17 protein-coding genes are annotated in these 21837 nt (G+C 71.9%); 4 read left to right on the top strand and 13 right to left on the bottom strand.

The annotated features are described in order from the left end of the window. Position 1: 1 nt before the first annotated feature. Positions 2 to 409 carry a hypothetical protein gene (locus ABT048_RS36905; protein ID WP_350525992.1) on the top strand — a complete coding sequence of 136 codons (408 nt, stop codon included), beginning with the start codon at positions 2 to 4 and terminating at the stop codon, positions 407 to 409. 46 nt (positions 410 to 455) lie between these two features. Here ABT048_RS36905 and ABT048_RS36900 read toward each other — a convergent pair whose 3' ends face one another. The 5 genes from ABT048_RS36900 to ABT048_RS36880 all read right to left on the bottom strand — a co-directional run bounded on the left by ABT048_RS36900 (position 456) and on the right by ABT048_RS36880 (position 5875). After that, entirely contained in the window at positions 456 to 1832 is a 1377-nt protein-coding gene (locus ABT048_RS36900; protein ID WP_350525991.1) for a S8 family serine peptidase, read from the bottom strand. A 98-nt stretch (positions 1833 to 1930) separates the two neighbouring features. Beyond that, a complete protein-coding gene (locus tag ABT048_RS36895) occupies positions 1931 to 2113 on the bottom strand; it encodes a hypothetical protein (protein WP_350525990.1) in 183 nt (60 codons plus the stop codon). Between the two features lie 90 nt (positions 2114 to 2203). Next, positions 2204 to 3580 (bottom strand): S8 family serine peptidase, encoded by a 1377-nt coding sequence (locus ABT048_RS36890; protein ID WP_350525989.1) that lies wholly within the window; start codon positions 3578 to 3580, stop codon positions 2204 to 2206. Positions 3581 to 3679: 99 nt separating this feature from the next. After that, the gene (locus ABT048_RS36885) at positions 3680 to 5338 is read right to left on the bottom strand and encodes a WXG100 family type VII secretion target (RefSeq protein WP_350525988.1); all 1659 of its coding nucleotides are present in this window, start codon (positions 5336 to 5338) and stop codon (positions 3680 to 3682) included. Positions 5339 to 5380: 42 nt separating this feature from the next. Next, positions 5381 to 5875, bottom strand: coding sequence for a DUF2563 family protein (locus ABT048_RS36880; protein WP_350525987.1), 495 nt, complete (start codon positions 5873 to 5875; stop codon positions 5381 to 5383). Between the two features lie 590 nt (positions 5876 to 6465). Between ABT048_RS36880 and ABT048_RS36875 the strand changes: the two genes are divergently transcribed. Next, positions 6466 to 8499 carry an FUSC family protein gene (locus ABT048_RS36875; RefSeq protein WP_350525986.1) on the top strand — a complete coding sequence of 678 codons (2034 nt, stop codon included), beginning with the start codon at positions 6466 to 6468 and terminating at the stop codon, positions 8497 to 8499. Positions 8500 to 8531: 32 nt separating this feature from the next. On the opposite strand, the gene ABT048_RS36870 is transcribed toward ABT048_RS36875, so the two are convergent. The 7 genes from ABT048_RS36870 to rsmI form a co-directional block, all read right to left on the bottom strand. Beyond that, entirely contained in the window at positions 8532 to 10346 is a 1815-nt protein-coding gene (locus ABT048_RS36870) for an ABC-F family ATP-binding cassette domain-containing protein (protein ID WP_350525985.1), read from the bottom strand. A gap of 147 nt (positions 10347 to 10493) precedes the next feature. After that, positions 10494 to 11414 carry a 4-(cytidine 5'-diphospho)-2-C-methyl-D-erythritol kinase gene (locus tag ABT048_RS36865; protein WP_350525984.1) on the bottom strand — a complete coding sequence of 307 codons (921 nt, stop codon included), beginning with the start codon at positions 11412 to 11414 and terminating at the stop codon, positions 10494 to 10496. Further along, a complete protein-coding gene (rsmA, locus tag ABT048_RS36860) occupies positions 11411 to 12298 on the bottom strand; it encodes a 16S rRNA (adenine(1518)-N(6)/adenine(1519)-N(6))-dimethyltransferase RsmA (RefSeq protein ID WP_350525983.1) in 888 nt (295 codons plus the stop codon). The genes ABT048_RS36865 and rsmA overlap by 4 nt, the downstream gene beginning before the upstream one ends. 63 nt (positions 12299 to 12361) lie before the next feature. Beyond that, the gene (locus ABT048_RS36855) at positions 12362 to 13240 is read right to left on the bottom strand and encodes a TatD family hydrolase (protein ID WP_350525982.1); all 879 of its coding nucleotides are present in this window, start codon (positions 13238 to 13240) and stop codon (positions 12362 to 12364) included. 1 nt (position 13241) lies between these two features. Beyond that, on the bottom strand, positions 13242 to 14864 hold the full coding sequence (metG, locus tag ABT048_RS36850) for a methionine--tRNA ligase (RefSeq protein ID WP_350525981.1): 1623 nt from the start codon (positions 14862 to 14864) through the stop codon (positions 13242 to 13244). Positions 14865 to 14948: 84 nt separating this feature from the next. Continuing rightward, on the bottom strand, positions 14949 to 15359 hold the full coding sequence (locus tag ABT048_RS36845; protein WP_350525980.1) for a hypothetical protein: 411 nt from the start codon (positions 15357 to 15359) through the stop codon (positions 14949 to 14951). 235 nt (positions 15360 to 15594) lie between these two features. Then, positions 15595 to 16464, bottom strand: coding sequence for a 16S rRNA (cytidine(1402)-2'-O)-methyltransferase (rsmI, locus tag ABT048_RS36840; protein WP_350525979.1), 870 nt, complete (start codon positions 16462 to 16464; stop codon positions 15595 to 15597). 96 nt (positions 16465 to 16560) lie between these two features. Here rsmI and ABT048_RS36835 point away from each other — a divergent pair, with 96 nt between their 5' ends. Together ABT048_RS36835 and ABT048_RS36830 are read left to right on the top strand one after the other, a co-directional pair. Beyond that, positions 16561 to 18363: a dolichyl-phosphate-mannose--protein mannosyltransferase gene (locus tag ABT048_RS36835; RefSeq protein WP_350525978.1), complete on the top strand. Its 1803-nt coding sequence runs from the start codon at positions 16561 to 16563 to the stop codon at positions 18361 to 18363. Between the two features lie 217 nt (positions 18364 to 18580). Further along, positions 18581 to 20341 carry a penicillin-binding transpeptidase domain-containing protein gene (locus tag ABT048_RS36830; RefSeq protein WP_350525977.1) on the top strand — a complete coding sequence of 587 codons (1761 nt, stop codon included), beginning with the start codon at positions 18581 to 18583 and terminating at the stop codon, positions 20339 to 20341. 27 nt (positions 20342 to 20368) lie between these two features. Here ABT048_RS36830 and ABT048_RS36825 read toward each other — a convergent pair whose 3' ends face one another. Continuing rightward, entirely contained in the window at positions 20369 to 21778 is a 1410-nt protein-coding gene (locus ABT048_RS36825; protein ID WP_350525976.1) for a glycosyltransferase 87 family protein, read from the bottom strand. Between the last annotated feature and the right edge of the window lie 59 nt (positions 21779 to 21837).

The raw sequence follows: 21837 nt of genomic DNA, 5'->3' as shown, positions 1-21837 counted from the left end.
GATGACGCGGGCCCAGGCGAAGCAGCAGACCGCGGACTACGCAGGGCAGGCCATCGCCGACCTGCCCCAACCGGTCACCACGGCGAGCGGGCGGGAGAACGGCACCAACTGCTTCAAGAACGACGCCCCCTCGGAGTACGACGGCCGAGTCGTGGAGGTCACCGAGAAACGCCTCTCCGGCATCCCGGCGGACCGCCAGGACGAATACGTCGAACGGCTCCGGGCCCGGATCGAATCCATGGGCTTCCACCGCGACGACTCCGAAGCCCTCCGCACCTCCATCCACTTCACGAACGCCGCCAACCGCTTCACCGGCTCCATCGACGGCATCGGCAGCACGCACGGGATGCTCGTCATCGGCTTCACCTCCCCCTGCGTGTGGCCCGACGGCACCCAGCCCCCGCACTGACCGCCCGCCGTCCGCCATCCGCCCCGGCGCATCGTCTGGACCTGGACTACTTCGCGTACGGGTTGTCCTCCGGCGCCACCGGCGGCTGGTACGACGGCGGCGGCACCGCACCCATCGGCTGCTGCTGCGGCACCGGCGGCACCTGAGCCCCGGGCTGCACGGCCGACTTCCGCCGCCGCACCACGAAGAGCACGACACCGGCCACCAGGGCCAACCCGGCCACCACACCACCCACGATCGGCAACGCACTGCCCGACCCCGACGACACATCGGCCTTCGGCTGCACCGACGGCGCGGGAGCCGCCACACCACCCGTCGGGCTCGGCACCGACGGCGCGGGAGCCGACGCGGAGGCCGAAACAGAAGCCGACGGAGCCCCCGACGGCGAAGCCGCGTCAGCCGGAAGCGGCGACACATCCGCCGGCCCGGGATCCCCCGGATCCGTCAACGCAATACGCGGCCGAACCGCACCCCACCCGGCATCATCCGTACGCTTGTCCCCGCCATTCGGCCTTCCCGCTGTGTTGATGAGCACTCGCAGAACCTGATTCGCAGTCCACTCCTTGTGAACCGCCCAGACCAGCGCTGCCGAAGCAGAAACCAAAGCAGTCGCGTCAGACGTCCCATGGCTCTTGCAGTAGCCGGTGGAAGCCGTGCAAGCAGCGATCACATCCATGCCAGGGGCCATGAGAGCGACCTGCGGCCCGGACTCGGACTCGTCCGTCACGGTGCCATTCCGGTCGATAGCCCCCACGCCGACCACATTCGGCAGACCACCCGGATATTCGACAACATTGCCCTGCTGCCCGGAATTTCCGACACTGGCGACCACGAGGACCCCCTTAGCCCGCGCATTCGCAAGGATGCGATTGATCTTCGCAAGATCATCCGACGTGGCGGCAACCGCATCCCTTCCTTGCGAGATGCTGATCACCTTCGCACCTTGCTCGACCGCATAGTTCACGGCCTGGCCGATCTGATCAAGGAAGTCGGTCGTAATAACAGCTCCCTCCGACCCGCTATTGATCTTCAGGGGAAGGAGCTTCGCGCCAGGCGCGAGGCCGTAGGCGCCCTTCCCAGCGCGGTTCTTACCCGTACCTGCGATGAGGCTGGCCATTTCGGTGCCATGCCCGCTGGGGTCGACGCCCACGCTGCTAGAGCCGCCGCTGAAGTCCTTCCCCGGGAGGAACTGCCCGACCAGGTCCGGATGATCCAGCTTGAAGCCTCCGTCAATCACCGCGACAGTGATGCCCTCACCCTTCGAGGTCTTCCACATCTCCGGGGCGTGCATGGCGTCCAGGTGCCACTGGTCAGCGCGGATCGAATCATCGGCAACTGCGGGCCCAGCAATCGGGCCAGCAAGAACACCCGCAGCCAGGAGTGCCGCTGAAAGCAGTCGCCACCCACCTTGCTTTCGCCCCATCACAACTCCTCGTCACTCTGTCCACCGACCGGGAACCGTGCCCCGAACAAGCCTGCCCGGCCACTGGGAAGCCCAGTGGCCGGGCAGTCGTTGCCGTCCTACTCAATCACGTCCGGGTTGCTGTCCGGCGTACCGCTGGTCCAGGTCTCCTCGTCCTCGTGGAGGTAGTCCGCACGGCTGCGGCGGTCACATTCCTTCCGGTCCATCCACTCCACGAACGCCGCCAACCGGTTCACCGGCACCATCGACGGCCTCGACAGCACGCACGGGATGCTCGTCATCGGCTTCACCTCCCCCTGCGTGTGGCCCGACGGCACCCAGCCCCCACACTGACCCCCGGCTACCGGACCGGCGCACCGTCCAGGCCTGAACTACTTCGCGTACGGGTTTTCCTCCGGCGCCACCGGCGGCTGGTACGACGGCGGCGGCACCGCACCCATCGGCTGCTGCTGCGGCACCGGCGGCACCTGAGCCCCGGGCTGCACGGCCGACTTCCGCCGCCGCACCACGAAGAGCACGACACCGGCCACCAGCGCCAACCCGGCCACCACACCACCCACGATCGGCAACGCACTGCCCGACCCCGACGACGCATCAGCCTTCACCGACGGCGCGGGAGCCGCCACACCACCCGTCGGGCCCGGCACCGACGGCGCGGGAGCCGACGCGGAGGCCGAAGCAGAAGCCGACGGAGCCCCCGACGGCGAAGCCGCGTCAGCCGGGAGCGGCGACACGCCCGCCGGCCCGGGATCCCCCGGATCCGTCAACGCAATACGCGGCCGAACCGCCCCCCACCCCGCATCATCCGTACGCTTGTCCCCGCCATTCGGCCTTCCCGCCGTGTTGATGAGCACCCGCAATACCTGATTCGCAGTCCACTCCTTGTGAACCGACCAGATCAGTGCCGCGGATGCGGATACCAACGCCGCCGCGTCCGATGTCCCATGGCTCTTGCAATATCCGGTTTCCGATGTGCACGCTGCGAGGATTTCATCGCCGGGCGCGACCACAGCGACATGGGGGCCGGTTTCCGATTCAGCCGTAACAGTCCCTTGGCGATCAATGGCTCCCACGCCTACGACGTTGGGCAGCCCACCCGGGTACGAAAGGAGATTCCCGGACTGCGCCTTATTTCCAACGCTGGACACAACCAAAACACCCTTGGAGCGCGCAGTGGAGAGAATCTTGTTCAGTTTCTCCACGTCGTTCGTGGCGGCCGTCACCGCCGCCATGCCTTGGGAGATATTGACGACCTTTACGCCCTGATCGACCGCATAATTGACAGCCTGTCCGATCTGATCCAAGAAGTCGCCAGATACGACGGTGCCGACAGACCCATTATTGATCTTGATCGGAAGGATCTTCACTCCCGGGGCCAGGCCGTATGCGCCCGTTCCCCCGACACCCTTACCCGTGCCCGCGATCAGGCTGGACATCTCCGTGCCGTGCCCGTCACTGAAGGATCCCACGCCACCAGGACTTCCACTGAAATCCTTGCCCGGCAGGAACTGTCCAGCAAGATCCGGATGGTCCAGCTTGAACCCCCCATCGACCACTGCGACAGTGATCCCCTGCCCCGTGGAAACCTTCCACATTTCCGGAGCATGCATGGCATCCAAGTGCCACTGCCGCGCGCGAACTGTGTCGTCGGCAACCGCCGGCGTTGTGACCGGGCCGACGGCGATTCCCGCCGCCAGGAGCGCCGCACCGACCGCTCGCCAGTGCATCCGCGTGTTCGTCCGCCCCATCACAGCTCCTCGCCACTCTCTTCACCGACCGGAAGCGTGCCCCCGAACAACTCTGCCCGGCCACTGGGAAAGCCCAGTGGCCGGGCAGTCGCTGTCGTCCTACTCAACCACGTCCGGGTTGCTGTCCGGCGTACCGCTGGTCCAGGTCTCCTCGTCCTCGTGCAGGTAGTCCGCGCGGTTGCGGCGGTCACGTTCCTTCCGGTTGCCGTGACCTGCCATCCCCGGGGCCATCATGCCGTTCTGCCCGGATCGGGCGGCGCCGGCCTCGGTGGCTCCCGCTGCAGCCGCGCGGTTGCGCAGGCCGGTACCGCCGGGCGTGAACTCACCACCGGCGGTCGGCCCCTTGCGGCCGCCGACCGTGCCACCGGTGGTCGAGGCCAGGCCCCGGCCACGCGAGCCTCCGCCCCCGCCGACGGCACCGTGACCGCCACCCATGCCAGGGTGCATGCCCATGCCGTTCATGCCGTTCTGCCCGCCGACCCGGCCGCCACCCGGTCCCGCTTCACGAGAGCCGAAGACCGTCCCGGAGGGAATGCCCGGGGTGCCGTTCTTCCCGGGCGTCTGGCCGCCGAAGGGCGTGCGGGGGTTGACGCTGCCACCCTTGCCGGGCAGGTAGTCGCTGCCCCCGCCCTTGGTCTGGACCGAACCGCCGCCGGGCACGACCGGGAAGCCGGGCACGGGGCCCCCACCGGGGGTGTTGGGCCCTCCGCCCGGTCCGGTGGGACCGGTCGGGTAGGTCGGAACAGTGGTCGGTCCGCCCGTCGGCACGGGGCCGCCGCCCGGACCGGTCTGGGTCGGCGGCGCGGTCGGAATGCTGTCCAGCCCGGTGCCCGGACGGTTGACCGGGTCCGACGGGTGGGACGGCGGGGTCGAGGTACCCGGGTCCTGCGGGTTGGAAGGCAACTGGCCGCCGCTGTACGGAGGGGTCGGGGTGGTGTTGCCCCCACCGGACGGCCCGGTGGAACCCGAACCGGGGTGGTACGGCGTCACCGAACCGCCGCCGTAGTTACCCCCGCCGGACGGGCTGTAGCTGCCTCCGCCGCTGCCGCCGACGTACGAGCGCGGGCTTCGGGCGGAACTCCCGTATGCGCCGCCGCCTCCGGTCCCACCACCAGATACCGACGAGGAGTCGTTCTGGTTGGTCTCAGGCGTCCCCGGAAGCGTCACATCCTCCGGGATCCCGTTCAGGGTCGCCGCTGCAGCGGTGTACGCCTGGGCCAGGTTCTCCACCTGATGGACGGCTTCCTGCCGCTCCTTCTCGACGGTCGCCTTGGCCTGCTTGTACTCCTCCGCAGTCACCCAGGCATTGCCCTCCGGGGTCCCGCTCGCCTTCATGTACTGGTCGATCGTCTGACCGACCGCCGAAAGCTTGGTTTCCACGCCGACCGGAGGGCTCTGCTTCTCGTACTGGGCGACCTTGTCGATCGCGGTCTGCGGAAGCGGCGGCATCGCGACCTTGGCCGTGCTGAGTGCCTCGCCGGCCTGGGTCATCGCACCGCCGGCGGTCGTCGAGTGCTGCCCGATGATGTCAGCGGACTTGTAGAGGTTTCCGACCCAGGTCTTGAAGTTCTCGGCTGCTGGTCCCTCCCAGTGGACCTGGCCGAGGTGTGCCTGGAGGGCAGTGCTGAGCTCCCCCAGCACGCGACCGGCGTCCTGGAGCTGAGCAGCCCGCTTCAGCACCACATCGGGCATCGTCTTGTCGACCACCGCCCTGAGGGCGGGATGCTTCATGTCGTTGTACTTGGATTCGCCTGCCATGGTCTCTTCCCCGTCTCCCCGTGTGTGGCCCCGCGTCCGCTATCAGAGGCCCGCGTTGGACCGTGACCCCGACCCGCTCGACCCCGCCGACGGTGAGGTGTAGCCGGCATTCGATGCAACCGCCTTCTGGTCGGCAGTCGTGTGGTCCTCGTTGGTCGTGTAGCTGCCGTGCGTCGTCGCGATGGCTTCCTGCATCGTCTGGATCTGCTTCACGAAGTCCTTGTGGAACTTGACGAGCTGAGCGTGGACCTTGCCGTACGCGGTCGTCAGGGTCGTCGCCTCGTCGAACTTCGCGCTGGCGAAGTGTGCGGTCTCGACCTTCTGCTCTTCGAGCTTGTACGGCGCGGCCGCCGAGCCCTCCATCGCGGCGAGCAGTGCCTCGACCTTCGCCGCGAAGTTGGAGAGCGTCTGCAGCTCCACCTTGACGTCCTGCTTGCCGAACGCCGACACCAGGTCGTTGGCACTGAAGTTCGTCTGCACGGTGCTGACGACGCGGTTGATGCCGAAGCCGAAGGGGCCGAACGGGTCGCTCAGCATGAACGGCGTGTCGTCCGGGCCCGCCGGGGTGTTCGGGTCGGTGCCCGGGGTGCTCGGGTCGGGAGTCGGCGCAGGACTGGGCGAAGGATTCGGCGACGGACTCGCCGAGGACGTCGGAGTCGGGCTCGGAGCCGGGCTCGGCGAGGGGCTCGGCGTGGAACTCGGCGCAGGGGTCCCCGACGGGCTCGGGGACGGACTCGCCGAAGGGCTCGCCGACGGAGTCGGCGTTCCCGAACTTGATGCACCATTGCCTGCCACAGCAGTTCACCTCTCCCCCGTACGGCCGGTCGCTCCCCGGCACCCGGGGGCTTCCGTGCCGCAACGCAACACACCGTCAACTTCTGGTTCGTGCAGTCGCCGTACCGTCCTGGTCGGCGAACCGCCCGCCCTGTGGGCGGTTTTCGCCTCCGTCATCGTAGCCATCACCTCTGTCGCACCGGCAGGGTCCTTGGCCCGCGCGTACGCGATCGGTACGAACTTGACACGTACAACCCGCCTTCCGGGCTGCTGGGTAGACTGGTCCGGTACGCCCCATCTGCCGCGCAATGTCGCACAGCAGCGACTCCAGGCCGCAGAACGGACGTGTCCGCATGAGCTCCCCGAACGCCGTGTCCTGGTGGGCCCGCGCCGCGCGGCCCGCGCGGCCGCCGTTGCCGCTGACGCTGATGGTTCGGGCGGCGGCGGGCATGGCGGTGCCGTTGGCGGTGGGTCTGCTGGTGCATCGGCTGGATCTGGGGGTGTTCGCCGGGCTCGGGGCGATGCACGCGACGATGAACGACCGTGTCGAGCCGTCGCGGCTGCGGGCGGCCCGGATCGGGGCGGCCGTCCTCGCCTCCGCGCTGGGCATGCTGCTCGGCACCGCTCTCCAGCGCGCCGACGCCGACGGTCTCACCCTGGGCGTCGCACTGACGTTGACGGCTTTCGCTTCCGGCGCCCTGAGCGCGACGGGTCCGCGGGGGTCGGCGGCCGGGATGCTGCTGTTGGTGTCCGCCGCGCTGGGGAGCGGGATGCCGTTGCCGGGGCCGTGGTGGGCGGCGGCGCCGATGATGCTGGCCGGGGCCGGGTTCGTGGTGCTGCTCGGGTTGCCGGCGGGGGCGCCGGGTCGGCCCGCGGCGGATCCGCGCAACCGGGCGCTCGCCGCCGCGTACGACGCGCTCGGCCGGACGCTGGCCGACCTGGGCACGCCGCGGGCGGCGGCTTCGCGCCGGGTGCTGACGGCCCGTCTGAACCAGTTCCAGGACCTCCTGCCCGGAAGGGCCAGGAGGCACACCAAGGGCCCGACCGTCCCGACCGGCCTTACCGGCCCGAACGGCCCGACGGACCCGACGGACCCGACGGACCCGACGGACCCGACGAGCCGCATGTACGAGGCCGCCCTCGCCGCCACCGAGGCGGCGACGGGCCTGTTGTGGGCCCGGCGCCCGGTGCCGCCGGAGGTCGCGGAGGTGCCGAACCGTCTCGCGGCGGCGGTGCGGCGCGGCGGCGGCGAGGTCGCGGTCCCCGGGTGGCGGCCGGACACGCCGGCCCGGCAGGCCCTGGACGTGGCCCTGCGGGCCGCCGCCGACACGGTGGCGGGCCGTGACGCGCAGCTCGGTACGGCGCCCGCGCCTGCGCCCGATCCCTGGCGGCTGCGGGTGCGCCTGCTGTCCGGGCCGTCGGTGCGGTACGGGCTGCGGGTGGCGCTGTGCATCGCGGTCGGGTCGGCGGTCACCGCCAACTACCCGCTCGGCAAGAGCTACTGGGTGCCGATGACGATCGCCTTCGTGCTGAAGCCGGACCTGGGGTCGGTGTTCCTGCGGGCGGTGAGCCGGTCGGTCGGCACGGTGCTCGGGGTGGCCGTCACCGCGGCGCTGCTCGTGCTGACCACCGAGGAGTGGGCGCTGGCGGTGGTCGCCGCGCTCTGCGTGGCCCTGTTGCCGTACGTCACGGCGGCGCACTACGGGCTGAACACCGTGGTGATGACGCCGATGGCGCTGGTCCTGATCCAACTCGGCGGTCAGAGCGGCGCGGCGGAGTTCCGGCCGCGGGTCCTGGACTCGGTCCTGGCCAGTGCGGTCGTCCTGCTCTTCGGGTACCTGCTGTGGCCCGAGCGGCCGCGTCACCGGATCGAGCCCCGGTTGGTGACGGCGACGACGGCGCTGCGGGCCTACCTCGACGCGGTCACCGCCGGACGCGCCGAGCGGGCCGAGGTGTGGCTGCGGCGCACGGCCTACCGGGCGCTGGCGGATGCCCGCCAGGAGGTGCAGCAGGGGCTGGTCGAACCGCCGCCGACCGGCCGGCTGGCGGAGCGGTGGCTTCCGGCGACGGCGGCGCTGGAGCGGCTGGGCGGCGCGGTGGCGGCGTTCGCGGCGCAGGTCCGGTACGGCGGCCGGGTGCCGGACCCGGCCGAGGTCGACCGGGTGCGCCGGGCGCTGGACGAGCTGACCGCCGCCGCCCGCGCGCACCGTCCGCCGACCACACCGACCACACCGACCGACCGTACGACCGCACCGGGACACGCAGCCGGTCCGAGCACGCCGCACGACACGCCGCACGACACGCCGCACGACACGCCGCACGACCCCACGCTCAGCGCGCTGGGCCGTGCGGCGGACGAGCTCGAAACGCTGCTGGCCGGGGGCTAGCGCGACCGCCGGATCACACGACTCGGAACGACTCAGACCTGCTCGGCCAGCTCCAGCCAGCTCATCTCCAGCTCCTCCTTCTCGTCCCGGACCGCGCGCAGCTGCGCGTCCAGCTCCGCGACCTTGGAGAAGTCGGCGGCGTGCTCGGCGAGTTGGGCGTGCAGCTTGGACTCCTTCTCGTCCAGCTTGGCGATCTGCCGTTCCAGCTTCTGCATCTCCTTCTTGGCCGCCCGCAGGTCCCCGCCGGACAGCCCGGAAGCAGCGGTCTCGGCCACCGGGGCAGCGGCGGCGGGGGCGGGGGCGGCCTGGGCGGCCATCCGGGCCCGCCGCTCCAGGTACTCGTCCACGCCGTTCGGCAGCATCCGCATCTTCTTGTCGCCGAGCAGGGCGTGGACGACGTCCGTCGTCCGCTCGATGAAGAAGCGGTCGTGGCTGATGACGACCATCGAGCCGGGCCAGCCGTCGAGGAGGTCCTCCAGCTGGTTGAGCGTCTCGATGTCCAGGTCGTTGGTCGGCTCGTCGAGGAACAGCACGTTGGGCTCGTCCATCAGCAGCCGCAGCAGCTGGAGGCGGCGGCGCTCGCCACCGGACAGGTCGCCGAGGGGCGTCCACTGCTTGTCCTTGCCGAAGCCGAACTGCTCGCACAGCTGGCCGGCGCTCATCTCCCGGCCCTTGCCGAGGTCGACCCGCGAGCGGACCTGCTCGACGGCCTGCAGCACCCGGATCGCCGGGTCCAGCTCGGCGACCTCCTGCGACAGGTAGGCCAGCCGCACGGTCTTGCCGACCTTGATGACGCCGGACGCGGGCTGCACGTCGCCCTCGCTCGCGTACGCGTCGCGCAGGGCGCGCAGCAGCGAGGTCTTGCCGGCGCCGTTGACGCCGAGCAGGCCGATCCGGTCGCCGGGGCCGAGCTGCCAGGTGAGGTTCTCCAGGAGCAGCTTCGGGCCGGCCTTGACGGTCACGCCCTCCAGGTCGAAGACGGTCTTGCCGAGTCGCGCGTTGGCGAACTTCATCAGCTCGGACTTGTCGCGCGGGTCCGGCACGTCGGCGATCAGCGCGTTGGCCGCCTCGATGCGGTAGCGCGGCTTGGAGGTGCGGGCGGGGGCGCCGCGGCGCAGCCAGGCGAGTTCCTTGCGGGCCAGGTTCTGGCGCTTCTGCTCCTCGACGGCCTCGATCCGGGAGCGCTCGGCGCGGGCGAAGACGTAGTCGGAGTAGCCGCCCTCGTACTCGTGGACCTCGCCGTGCTGGACGTCCCACATCCGGGTGCAGACCTGGTCGAGGAACCAGCGGTCGTGGGTGACGCAGACCAGCGCGGAGCGGCGCTTCTGCAGGTGCTCGGCGAGCCAGTTGATGCCCTCGACGTCGAGGTGGTTGGTGGGCTCGTCGAGGACGATCAGGTCGGGCGAGCCGAGCAGCAGCTTGGCGAGGGCGATCCGGCGGCGCTCGCCACCGGAGAGCGGGCCGATGACGGTGTCCAGGCCGTCGGCGAAGCCGGGCAGGTCGAGGCCGCCGAAGAGGCCTTCGATGATGTCGCGGATCCGGGCGTCGCCGAGCCACTCGTGGTCGGCCCGGTCGGCGATCACCTCGTGGCGGATGGTGGCCTCGGGGTCGAGCGAGTCGTGCTGGGTGAGGACGGCCATCTGCAGCCCGCCGGAGTGGGTGATCCGACCGCTGTCGGGCTCCTCCAGCTTGGCGAGCATCCGGATCAGGGTGGTCTTGCCGTCGCCGTTGCGGCCGACGACGCCGATCCGGTCGCCGTCGCTGACGCCCAGGCTGACCGCGTCCAGCAGGGTGCGGGTGCCGTAGACCTTCGTGACGGACTCGATGGTGGCGAGGTTGACGGCCACGTGTGCTGCGCTCCTGGGTTCGGCGGTCGCGGGGCGGCCCGCCGCCCCTGAATCGGGGACACCCCGATCTCCCCAGCCTAATGGGCCCGCAGCGACGGCCTCACCGCGCTGCTGCAGCGCCGACGCCTCGCCGCGCCGCCCGCCCCGTTACTCCGCGAGCAGCGCGGCCCCCGGCACCGGCCCGTGGGTCGCGTGCGCCGTCCGGCAGGTGCCGGAGGCCCGCAGCGCCGCGGCGACGGCGGCGGCCGCGTCGGCGTCCTTGGCGAGGAAGGCGCAGGTCGGTCCGGAGCCGGAGACCAGTGCCCCGAGGGCGCCCGCTTCGGTGCCGGCCCGCAGGGTGTCCGCGAGCGAGGGGCGCAGCGAGAGCGCGGCGGGCTGGAGGTCGTTGGCGAGCACGCCGGCCAGGGCGACGGCGTCGCCTCCGGCGAGTGCGGCGAGCAGGGCCGGGTCGGCGGCGGGGGTGGGGACGTCGGTGTCGTTGGAGCCGGTGCCGGCCTCTTCGCGGAGCCGGTCGCACTCGCGGAAGACGGCGGGGGTGGACAGGCCGCCGTCGGCGACGGCGAAGACCCAGTGGTAGGTGCCCTCGACGGCGAGCGGTTCCAGGATCTCGCCCCGGCCGCGGCCCAGCGCGACCCCTCCGAGCAGGGCGAACGGCACGTCCGACCCCAGCTCCGCGGCCAGTTCCAGCAGCGTCTCGAAGGGGGTGTCCAGCTGCCACAGCGCGTCGCAGGCGACCAGCGCGGCCGCACCGTCGGCGCTGCCGCCGGCCATGCCGCCGGCCACCGGGATGGCCTTGGCGATGTGCAGGTGCACGCCCGGGTCGGCGATGCCGTGGTGGGCGGCGAGCAGCCGGGCGGCGCGGGCGGCGAGGTTGCTGTCGTCGAGCGGGACGACGGCGGCGTCCGGCCCGGAGCAGGTCAGGGTGACGCCCTCACCCGGGGTGGCGGTGACCTCGTCGCCGAGGGCGACGGCGAAGAAGGCGTTGGTCAGGTCGTGGAAGCCGTCGGCGCGCAGGCCGCCGACCCCCAGCTGGACGTTGACCTTGGCCGGCACCCGTACGGTGATCACTCGCTGTCCTTGTCCTTCTGGGGCTTGTGCTCGGCGATGGCGGCGAACTGCTCCACGGTCAGCATCTCGCCGCGCAGCTTGTGGTCGATCCCGGCGGCGGCGAGCGCCTGCTCGGCCCCGGCGGCGGAGCCGGCCCAGCCGGCCAGGGCGGCGCGCAGGGTCTTGCGGCGCTGGGCGAACGCGGCGTCGACGACGGCGAAGACCTCCGCGCGGCTGGCGCTGGTCTTGGGCGGCTCGCGGCGGATCAGCGAGACCAGCCCGGAGTCGACGTTGGGGGCGGGCCAGAAGACGTTCCGCCCGATGGCGCCGGCCCGCTTCACGTCGGCGTACCAGTTGGCCTTGACCGACGGGACGCCGTACACCTTGTTGCCCGGCTTGGCGGCGAGCCGGTCGGCGACCTCGCTCTGCACCATCACCAGGGTCCGCTCGATGCTCGGGAAGGTGGCGAGCATGTGCAGCAGGACGGGCACGGCCACGTTGTACGGGAGGTTGGCGACGAGCGCGGTGGGCGCGGGCCCGGGCAGCTCGGTGACCTCCATGGCGTCGCTGAACACCAGGTCGAAGGCGTCCGCCTTGGCGGGCATCCGGGCCGCGACGGTGTCCGGCAGGTGCTGCGCCAGCACGGGATCGATCTCGACCGCGGTCACGTGCCGCGCCACGTCGAGCAGCGCGAGCGTCAGCGAGCCGAGCCCCGGCCCGACCTCCACCACCGCGTCCTGCTCGGTCACTTCGGCGGCCCGGACGATGCGCCGCACGGTGTTGCCGTCGATGACGAAGTTCTGTCCGCGCTGCTTGGTCGGCTTCACGCCGAACGCGGCCGCCAGCTCCCGGATGTCGGCGGCGCCCAGCAGGTGGCTGTCAGGGGTGGGGTCGGTGGTGCTCACGCGCCAAGGATACGGGCGCGGGCGGGGCCCGGGTTCCGGGCACCCGGGGCCCCGTGCCGCGTGTCAGTACCCGAAGGCCCGCGCCGTGTTCTCCGCGACGGCCGCCGACAGCTCGTCCTCGTGCAGCCCCAGGGTGGCGGCCATCGAGCGCACCGTGACCGGTATCAGGTACGGGGCGTTGGGCCGGCCGCGGTAGGGGTGCGGGGTGAGGAAGGGGGCGTCGGTCTCGACCAGGATCCGGTCGAGCGGGGTGGCGAGCAGTGCGTCCCGCAGCGGCTGGTTGGCCTTGAAGGTGACCGGCCCCGCGAAGGACAGGTACCAGCCGTGCTCGGCGCAGGTCTTGGCCATCTCGGCGTCGCCGGAGTAGCAGTGGAAGACGGTCCGCTCCGGGGCGCCTTCGGCCAGCAGGACGGCGATGACGTCCTCGTGGGCGTCCCGGTCGTGGATGACCAGGGCCTTGCCGTGCCGCTTGGCCATCTCGATGTGGCGGCGGAACGACTCCTTCTGGATCTCCACGCCCTCCGGCCCGGTGCGGAAGTAGTCGAGCCCGGTCTCGCCGACCGCCAGCACCTGCGGCAGGGCGGCGAGCCGGTCGATCTCGGCGAGCGCCTCGTCCAGGGCGGCGGCGCCGCCGGCCTTGCGCTGCTGGCCGGACCATCCGTCCGCGTCGCCGAGGAAGATCCGCGGCGCCTCGTTCGGGTGCAGGGCGACGGCCGCGTGCACCTGCTCGTACTGGGCCGCCAGCTCGGCGGCCCAGCGCGAACCGGGCACGTCGCAGCCCACCTGGACCACGGTGGTGACCCCGACGGAGGCGGCGCGGGCCAGGCCTTCGGCCGGGGTGCCGGACTGCATGTCGAGGTGGGTGTGCGAGTCGGCCACCGCCACGGCCAGGGGTTCCGGTAGCGGCGGCGGGGTCGACCGGTCGTCGTCCTTGGCGGCCATGTCAGGCGGCCGGCTTCTCTTCGAGGCGCGGGAAGAGGATCTCGCCCTTGGTGACGGTGGCGCCGGCGGGCAGCCGGCCCCAGTCGGCCACGGTGGCGATGGTCTGCGCGGACAGCGCGCCCAGCCCGGCGGCGTCGGCGCCGAGCGAGGCCCACAGCTTCTCGGCGGTGGACGGCATCACCGGGTTGAGCAGGACGGCGGTGGCGCGCAGCGACTCCGCGGCGGTGTAGAGGATGGTCGCGAGGCGCGCCCGGCCCTCCTCCGAGTCGTCCTTGGCGACCTTCCAGGGCTCCTGCTCGGTGATGTAGCCGTTGACCTGCTTGACGAACTCGAAGATCGCCGCCAGGCCGCCGGCGAAGTCCAGCTCCTCGCCGATCTTCCGGTCGGCCGTCTCGACGGCCTTGGCCAGCCCGTCCGCGACGGCCTGCTCGGCGTCACCGGGCGCGGTGGCGGCGGGCAGCGCCCCGTCGAAGTACTTGCCGACCATCGCGGCGACCCGGGAGGCCAGGTTGCCGAAGTCGTTGGCGAGCTCGGAGGTGTAGCGGGCGGTGAAGTCCTCCCAGGAGAACGAGCCGTCCGTGCCGAACGGGATCGCCCGCAGGAAGTAGTAGCGGTACGCGTCCACGCCGAAGTGCGAGGTCAGGTCGGTGGGCGCGATGCCGGTCAGGTTGGACTTGGACATCTTCTCGCCGCCGACCATCAGCCAGCCGTTGGCCACGACGCGCTTGGGCAGCGGCAGGCCGGCCGCCATCAGCATGGCGGGCCAGATGACGGCGTGGAAGCGGAGGATGTCCTTGCCGACCAGGTGGACGGAGGCCGGCCACAGCTCGGCGAAGCGCTCCGGGTCGCTGCCGTAGCCGGCCGCGGTGATGTAGTTCTGCAGCGCGTCGACCCACACGTAGAGGACGTGCTTCTCGTCCCAGGGCAGCGGCACGCCCCAGTTGAAGGTGGAGCGGGAGATCGAGAGGTCCTGCAGGCCCTGCTCGACGAACCGCAGCACCTCGTTGCGGGCGGACTCGGGGGCGATGAAGCCGGGGTTCGCGGCGTAGAACTCCAGCAGCTTCTCGCCGTAGGCCGACAGCCGGAAGAAGTAGTTCTCCTCCTCCAGCCACTCCACCGGCTTCTTGTGGATCGGGCAGAGCTTCTCGTCCGCGGTGGCGCCGTCGAGCAGCTCGTTGGGGAGCTTGTACTCCTCGCAGCCGACGCAGTACGGGCCGGAGTAGCCGCCCTTGTAGATCTCGCCCTTGTCGTACAGGTCCTGGACGAACTCCTGCACGCGGTCGGTGTGGCGCTGCTGGGTGGTGCGGATGAAGTCGTCGTTGGCGATCTCCAGGTGCTCCCAGAGCGGCTTCCAGGCCTCCTCGACCAGCTTGTCGCACCACTCCTGCGGGCTGACGCCGTTCGCCTCGGCGGTCCGCATGATCTTCTGACCGTGCTCGTCGGTGCCGGTCAGGTACCACACCTTCTCGCCGCGCTGGCGGTGCCAGCGGGTGAGGACGTCGCCCGCCACGGTGGTGTACGCGTGGCCCAGGTGCGGGCGATCGTTGACGTAGTAGATCGGGGTGGAAACGTAGTACGCCGGGGCGCTCGTCCCGGTGGTGCTGTGGTCTGCAGTGGCCGCCATGGTCGGAAAGCTTAGTCGGGCGGGCGGACCGCCCTCGACCGAGTTCCGTCCCGGTCGGGGGCGGTCCGTCCCTGCCCTGCGGCGTCAGCCCAGGAGCCGTGCCCAGAACCGGGCCCAGCGTCCGCGCGGCTTGGCGGGCTCGGTCGCCGGGGGCGGCCCGGCCGGCTCGGCGTGCGCCGGGTAGCCGGGGGAGTGGTGCCAGAGCTGGTCGGCGGAGGCCACCCGGCCCTCGCGCATGATCCGGACGGTGTGGCCACCGCACCCGGGGCAGGTCGGCTTGAGGAGAGGGGACGGCACCCGGACACCGTTGGCGTGGTACTCGAACACGACGTGCCCGTCCTTGGCCGCGTGGTGCTCGATGTCGTACGCCTGCTCCCATCCGTACCCGCAGCGCAGGCACGCGAAGGAGTAGGCCTCCCGTACGGTCTCGACGGGAGTGTGCCCGCGGCCGGCCAGGCCCGCGGTGCTCAGGGGGCTACCGATCGTCTCGCTCATAGCCGTCTCCCAGCGCCCGCCGGGCGCTCGCCCGGCTGGGTCTTTCCTTTCCAGGAAATGCCCGGACCACCTCGGCCGACGCCCCACTTGTGAAGACTTGGATGCGGGTTGGGGAGCCCTATACGAAGGGCCTCCCCGGGACCGAAAACCGCGACCGAAACTTCAGCTCCACGGGCGTTTACCGGGGCCTTCCCTCCAAGGTACGACTACCCGTGCGCAACGCAACCCCCGGATTTCACCCCTTTTTCAGGCCCGGGTCCAGGCCCTCCTTCTTGGCCGCCACGACGGCGTCGAACACCTCGCGCTTGGGCAGCGAGAGCTCGACCGCGACTGCCGCGATGGCCTCCTTGCGCCGCTCCCCCGCCTCCTCGCGCACGGCCACCAGCCGGGCCAGCTCGGCCGGGGTCAGCTCCTGCGGCGCGGCCGGCGGGGCGCCGGCGACGACGACGGTGATCTCGCCCTTGACGCCGTCGGCCGCCCAGGCCGCCAGCTCGCCGATCGGCCCGCGCTTGACCTCCTCGTAGGTCTTGGTGAGCTCGCGGCAGACGGCGGCCGGGCGTTCCGGTCCGAACGCCTCGGCCATCGCGGCCAGCGCCTCGGCGATGCGGTGCGGCGCCTCGAAGAAGACCATGGTGCGCGGCTCGGCGGCGATCGAGGCGAGCTGCCGGGCCCGGTCGCCGGTCTTGCGCGGGAGGAAACCCTCGAAGGTGAAGCGGTCGACCGGGAGGCCGGACAGCGCGAGCGCGGTGAGCACCGCGGACGGTCCGGGCACCGCGGTGACCTTGACGTCCGCCTCGACGGCCGCGGCGACCAGCCGGTAGCCGGGGTCGGAGACCGAGGGCATGCCGGCGTCGGTGACCAGCAGCACCCGGGCACCGCCTGTCAGTGCTTCGACGAGTTCGGGGGTGCGACCGACCTCGTTGCCCTCGAAGTAGGAGACGACCCGGCCGGCCGGGGTCACCCCGAGCGCCTGGGTGAGCCGGCGCAGCCGGCGGGTGTCCTCGGCCGCGATGACGTCCGCCGTGGCCAGTTCGTGGACCAGTCGGGGCGGGGCGTCCGAGACGTCGCCGATGGGGGTGCCTGCGAGAACCAAAACTCCTGTCACGTCCCCCATCCTTCCAGCTGCCGCCGCGCGGGGCTTTTGGTGATGATTCGGGCAGCTTCCGAGGGAGCGGACGCCCGTGCGAAGAGCGCGCCTACGATGTGGCGGATGAACGGCGACACGGCGGCCCAGACGTCCACCGGTACGGACCACTCCGCGTGGGGCGGCGTCGGCCTGCCGTCCCCGCGCCCGGCGGAGTCCGTCGCCGCCCCCGCGGCGCCGACCTGGCGCGAGCGGCTGGCCGGCCACGGCTACCGCGCCCGCCCGACGGTGCCACTGGCCGAGCGCCTGGTGCCGCCGATGCCGGACGGCCCCGGTGTGACCCCGCGCGACGTGCCGCAGTCGCCGCTGCTGCTGCGGCTCGGCATCTCGCTGCCGCAGGGCCTCTGGTACTTCCTGTGCCGCTGGTCCGGCTGGCTGGGCCCGATCGCGGTGGCGGTGTTCGCCGGGCTCCTGCGGTTCACCGACCTGGGCCGGCCGAACGCGATCATCTTCGACGAGACGTACTACGCCAAGGACGCGTACGCGCTCTGGCAGGGCGGCTACGAGATCAGCTGGCCCGAGGACGCCAACACGACGATCATGACGCCGGGCGCGGCCGTCCCGTACCGGGAGACGGCCTCGTACGTGGTGCACCCGCCGGTGGGCAAGTGGATCATCGGCTTCGGCGAGCAGCTGTTCGGCATGAACCCCTTCGGCTGGCGCTTCGCGGTGGCCCTGCTCGGCACCCTGTCGGTGCTGATGCTGGCCCGGATCGCCCGCCGGATGTTCCGCTCGACCCTGCTGGGCTGCGTGGCCGGCCTGCTGCTCTCGGTGGACGGCCTGCACCTGGTCCTCAGCCGGGCCGCCCTGCTCGACCTGGTGGTGATGTTCTGGATCGTCGCCGCCTTCGGCTTCCTGCTGCTGGACCGCGACCGGACCAGGGGCGTGCTGGCCGGGAAGCTGGGCGGGGTCGAGAACGCCGGGCTCGCCCAGCGGGTGAACCTGGGCTGGCGCCCGTACCGGATCGCGGCCGGCGTCTGCATCGGCCTGACCTGCGCCACCAAGTGGAGCGGCCTGTACGTGATGGCGGCCTTCGGCCTGATGAGCGTGCTCTGGGACGTCGGCGCCCGCCGCCTGGCCGGCGCCCCGCACCCGTTCCGGGCGGTGCTCGCCCGGGACGTGGTGCCGGCCTTCTTCTCGGTCGTCGTGGTCTCGCTGTCGGTCTACGTCGCGTCCTGGTGGGGCTGGTTCGCCAGCAGCAACGCCCCGGGGAAGGGCGGCTGGGGCCGGGACTGGGCGGTCGGTCGCTCCACGGACTTCCCGTGGATACCCGAGGGCCTGCGCGCCCTGTGGCACTACCACTCGACGGTCTACGAGTTCCACACCCACCTGAGCGACCCGCACACCTACCAGTCCAACCCCTGGTCCTGGCTGGTGCTGGGCCGGCCGGTCTCCTTCTACTACGAGTCCGCCAAGCAGGGACAGGCCGGCTGCACCGTCGCCGACTGCGCCCGCGAGGTGCTGGGCATCGGCACCCCGCTGCTGTGGTGGACGGCCCTGGTGGCCCTGGTCTACTGCCTGTGGCGCTGGGCGTTCCGGCGGGACTGGCGGGCCGGCGCGCTGCTGTGCGGCCTGGCCGCGGGCTACCTGCCGTGGTTCGCCTACCAGCAGCGGACGATCTTCCTCTTCTACGCGGTGGTCTTCGTCCCGTTCCTGGTGCTCGCGGTGACGATGCTGGTCGGCGCCCTGATCGGCCCGCCCGGCGCCTCCCGGGACCGCCGGATCATCGGCTCCGCGACGGCCGGCCTGCTGGTGCTGCTGATCGTCTGGAACTTCCTGTTCTTCTACCCGCTCTTCACCGGCCAGACCATCCCGCTGGACGACTGGCGCCGCCGGATGTGGTTCAACAGCTGGATCTGAGCACCGGGCTTGCCCCCCCGGACGGCCGGCCGCGCGCTCCGGCCGACACCGCGTCCCCCCGAATCGTCCGTATGCGGTGCACGACACGTACCAGATCCGTCACAAGTCCCGGGCGTTTCGTCGGCGCACCGATTCCGCCTGCCTAGGGTGGGGGCGTAACGCGTTTCCGGCTCCGGCCGGTTGCGCCCGGCCGCGAGACCCCTGGGGGAACTGCACCATGCGCAGTGGCGCGAAGATCGGCATCATCACCGGCGTGTCCATCGTCGTCCTCGCGGGCGGCGGTTACGCCGCGTACAGCCTGATGGGCGGCTCGGACTCCGGCGGCGCCAAGCCCCGCACGGTGGTCGCCGAACCGCCCTCGGCCGATCAGGCGGCGGCCGGCGCGAAGGACTTCCTGGCGGCCTGGGCGTCCGGCGACATCGCCAAGGCGGCCTCGCTGACCGACGACCCGGCCGCGGCCACCACCGCGCTGACCGCCTTCCGTGACCAGGTGAAGCCGAGCGCGCTGACCCTCACCCCGACCGGTCCGACCACCCAGCAGGTCTTCACCGCGGCCACCGGCAGCCCGGCCCCGGCCAAGCCCGCCGCCGGGGCCTCCGCGACGCCGTCGGCCGGCAGCACCCCGGGCGCCACCGACTCGCCGTCCGCCACCGCCGCCCCCGGGCCCACCGGCACGCTGATGAGCTTCAAGGCCCGCGCCGAGTTCGAGGGCACCAACCGGGCCTGGGACTACCAGGGCTTCCTGGGCGTCGTGAAGATGAGCGACAACACCCCGGCCGTGCACTGGGCGCCGACGGTGATCCACCCCCACCTGTCCGGCAACGAGACGATCGCCGTCCAGCAGGTCTTCGCCCCGCCGTCCACCGTGGTGGACCGCAACGGCAAGCCGCTGCAGGCGGCCTCGCTCACCCCGGCACTGATGGCCACCGTGCAGGACAACGCCCAGAAGCTGCTCCCGCCGGACCCGACCCGGGACCAGGACTCCGGCAAGGCCGTGGTGATCAACGATCCGGCCGGCAAGGCCGCCGCGGACAAGCTCTTCACCATCGTCGAGCCGAAGCCCGGCAAGCCGTTCAAGGTGACCATCGACAGCACCGTCCAGGCCGCCGCCGAGAAGGCGATGACCGACCTCGGCAGCAAGCCCGGCTCCATCGTGGCCATCGAGCCGAGCACCGGCCAGGTGCTGGCCTTCGCCAACTCGCCCGCCAACGGTCAGAACCGGGCCTTCACCGGGCTGCTCGCGCCGGGTTCGACGATGAAGATCGTCACCTCGGCGGCGCTGCTGGAGGCCGGGATCAACCCGGACAGCGTGGTGGCCTGCCCCGAGAAGAGCAGCAACTCGGTCCCGATCCCCAACGACTTCCCGGGTGCGTTCCCGAACAACACGCTCCAGCAGGACTTCATGGTGTCCTGCAACACCGCCTTCATCAACCAGGGTCTGACCAGCCTCAAGCCGGAGACGCTGTCCGCCACGGCCAAGGACGTGTTCGGCATCGGCCTGGAGTGGAAGACCGGCCTGCCGAACGCCGACGGCAAGGTTCCGCCGACGCCGGGCAGCAAGGACGAGCAGGCCATGAACTACATCGGCCAGGGCAAGGTCCAGATGAACCCGCTGGCCATCGCCTCGATCACCGCCACCGTCCAGAGCGGGGCGTTCAAGCAGCCGATCCTGGTGGCCGGTCTGCCGCAGCAGGCGGCGGCCCGCCAGATCTCGCCGGACGTCGCCGGCAAGCTGCGCGCGATGATGAACGCCACCGCGGTCGGCGGTACGGCCAGCCAGGTGATGGCCGGGATCACCGACAACGCGGGCGCCAAGACCGGCTCCGCCGAGGTCCAGGGCGCGTCCACCACCAACAGCTGGTTCACCGCCTTCCGCGGCAACATCGCGGTGGCCGCCGAGGTCCAGGGCGGCGGCCACGGCGTCGACGCGGCCGGCCCGGCGGTGGCCTCCCTCCTGAAGGCCGCCGCCGGCCGCTAGCGGCCTCCGTCCCGAGCCCGCCCCGCCTCAGCTCCGCGGCAGGGCGGGCTCCGGCGTCTCCGGCACCCGGCCGGGCGGGGCGGGGCGCCGGCTGCTCCAGCGCCGGGCCGCCAGCCGGGGCCAGATCATCAGCACCACCGGCAGCGCGAGGTACCCGAACCGCCCGGCCGGGGCGAGCATGAAGGCGATCGCCAGCCCGGCGGCCAGCAGGTCGGCCGCGGCGATCGCGGAGACCGGCGGCCGGGCCAGCAGCCAGATCGCCACCCCGACCAGGGCCACGGTCATCAGGGCCAGCGAGATGGTGTGCCCGGTCGGCCCGAAGCCGGCCAGCACCTTGCCGGGCAGCGGACTGCCCGCCGGGGTGCGGATCGCGGTCATCCCGAGCGGGAAGCGCACCACCTGTTCGCGCAGCGCGTCCGCCTGGGTCAGGACGGACGGCAGGATCACCGCCGTGCTCACCCCGACCCCGATCAGTGCGGTCCGGGCGGCGGGCCGGCGGCCGTACAGCCGCCAGAGCAGCAGGACGGCGACCGGCAGCGCGGGCCAGGCCGTCCACTTCAGGGTGCAGGCGAGGGCGAGCACCAGCCCGGCGCCGACGGTGCGGTCCCGCTCGGCGAGCGCCATGGCCAGGCAGCAGACGCCGATCAGCGGCAGGTCCACCCCGCCGACCACCAGGGCGAGCGCTATCAGCGGCGAGGCGGTGAGGACGGCCAGCGGCAGCAGCGGCGCGCGGTCCCTGGAGGGCCGCAGCAGGCGCCAGGCGGCCAGCAGGCAGGCGAAGAAGGTGAGCGCGAACCAGATCCGGGCGTCCCCGGCGACCCTGGCGAAGGCGGTGGAGTCGCCGAGCACTTGGCGCGGCAGCCCGAACAGGGCCATCGCGGGCAGGTACGGGTTGTAGTCGGTGACCACCACCGGGTGGGGCAGGTAGGCGTCGCCGGTGGTGAGCAGCAGGTGGGCCGAGCGTTCGACCACCATGACCTCGGACTGGTGGCGGCCGTGCAGGGCGAGCAGTCCGAGCGGTACGAGGACGGCGCCGACGAGGGCGACCGCGGCGGCCGCGTGGGCCGCGAAGCGCCGCGGCAGGGTCAGGCAGAGCAGCCCGGCCAGGGCGTAGGCGGGGGCCGCGATCAGGCCCCACAGCCGCTGGTTGGCCAGGTCGGAGACCAGCGGGAAGGCGGCGGCCCAGCCGGCGGCGATCAGGCAGCCGAGGAGTTGGACGGACCGCAGCGAGGCGAGTCCGGCGGGATTCAGTCGTTCGGGCGTGGGCGGAAAGGTGCTTTCGCCACGCTGGCGGGGGAAGGGGCGGACCGAGAAGCCTCTCGGCGGCCGTCCGGGTCTGGACGACGTCTCGGTCACGAAGGTCTGCGCCGGCGTTCTGCGGCGGCCGGTGAAGCGGCCGCCTGGGCGGGAGTAGCCGGGCGTGCGGGTGCTCACCATGGTGGAAGGTTATGGGTGTGGGCCCGGCCCTGTCGCCATGGCGTGGGGCACTGGGCGGG

The organism is Kitasatospora sp. NPDC096140, assembly GCF_040303045.1.
Taxonomy (GTDB): Bacteria; Actinomycetota; Actinomycetes; order Streptomycetales; family Streptomycetaceae; genus Kitasatospora.
The sequence above is the reverse complement of the archived record's forward strand: the minus strand, read 5'-3'. Positions and strand labels throughout refer to the sequence as shown.

Excerpts from the sequence above, each read along its gene's own strand:
- ABT048_RS36890 (WP_350525989.1), bottom strand. The coding sequence starts at position 3,580 with ATGGGGCGGACGAACACGCGGATGCACTGGCGAGCGGTCGGTGCGGCG.
- ABT048_RS36895 (WP_350525990.1), bottom strand. The coding sequence starts at position 2,113 with ATGACGAGCATCCCGTGCGTGCTGTCGAGGCCGTCGATGGTGCCGGTG.
- ABT048_RS36830 (WP_350525977.1), top strand. The coding sequence starts at position 18,581 with ATGCGCAGTGGCGCGAAGATCGGCATCATCACCGGCGTGTCCATCGTC.
- metG (WP_350525981.1), bottom strand. The coding sequence starts at position 14,864 with ATGGCGGCCACTGCAGACCACAGCACCACCGGGACGAGCGCCCCGGCG.
- ABT048_RS36885 (WP_350525988.1), bottom strand. The coding sequence starts at position 5,338 with ATGGCAGGCGAATCCAAGTACAACGACATGAAGCATCCCGCCCTCAGG.
- ABT048_RS36855 (WP_350525982.1), bottom strand. The coding sequence starts at position 13,240 with ATGGCCGCCAAGGACGACGACCGGTCGACCCCGCCGCCGCTACCGGAA.
- ABT048_RS36875 (WP_350525986.1), top strand. The coding sequence starts at position 6,466 with ATGAGCTCCCCGAACGCCGTGTCCTGGTGGGCCCGCGCCGCGCGGCCC.
- ABT048_RS36880 (WP_350525987.1), bottom strand. The coding sequence starts at position 5,875 with ATGCTGAGCGACCCGTTCGGCCCCTTCGGCTTCGGCATCAACCGCGTC.
- ABT048_RS36900 (WP_350525991.1), bottom strand. The coding sequence starts at position 1,832 with ATGGGGCGAAAGCAAGGTGGGTGGCGACTGCTTTCAGCGGCACTCCTG.
- ABT048_RS36845 (WP_350525980.1), bottom strand. The coding sequence starts at position 15,359 with ATGAGCGAGACGATCGGTAGCCCCCTGAGCACCGCGGGCCTGGCCGGC.
- ABT048_RS36825 (WP_350525976.1), bottom strand. The coding sequence starts at position 21,778 with ATGGTGAGCACCCGCACGCCCGGCTACTCCCGCCCAGGCGGCCGCTTC.
- ABT048_RS36835 (WP_350525978.1), top strand. The coding sequence starts at position 16,561 with ATGTGGCGGATGAACGGCGACACGGCGGCCCAGACGTCCACCGGTACG.
- ABT048_RS36905 (WP_350525992.1), top strand. The coding sequence starts at position 2 with ATGACGCGGGCCCAGGCGAAGCAGCAGACCGCGGACTACGCAGGGCAG.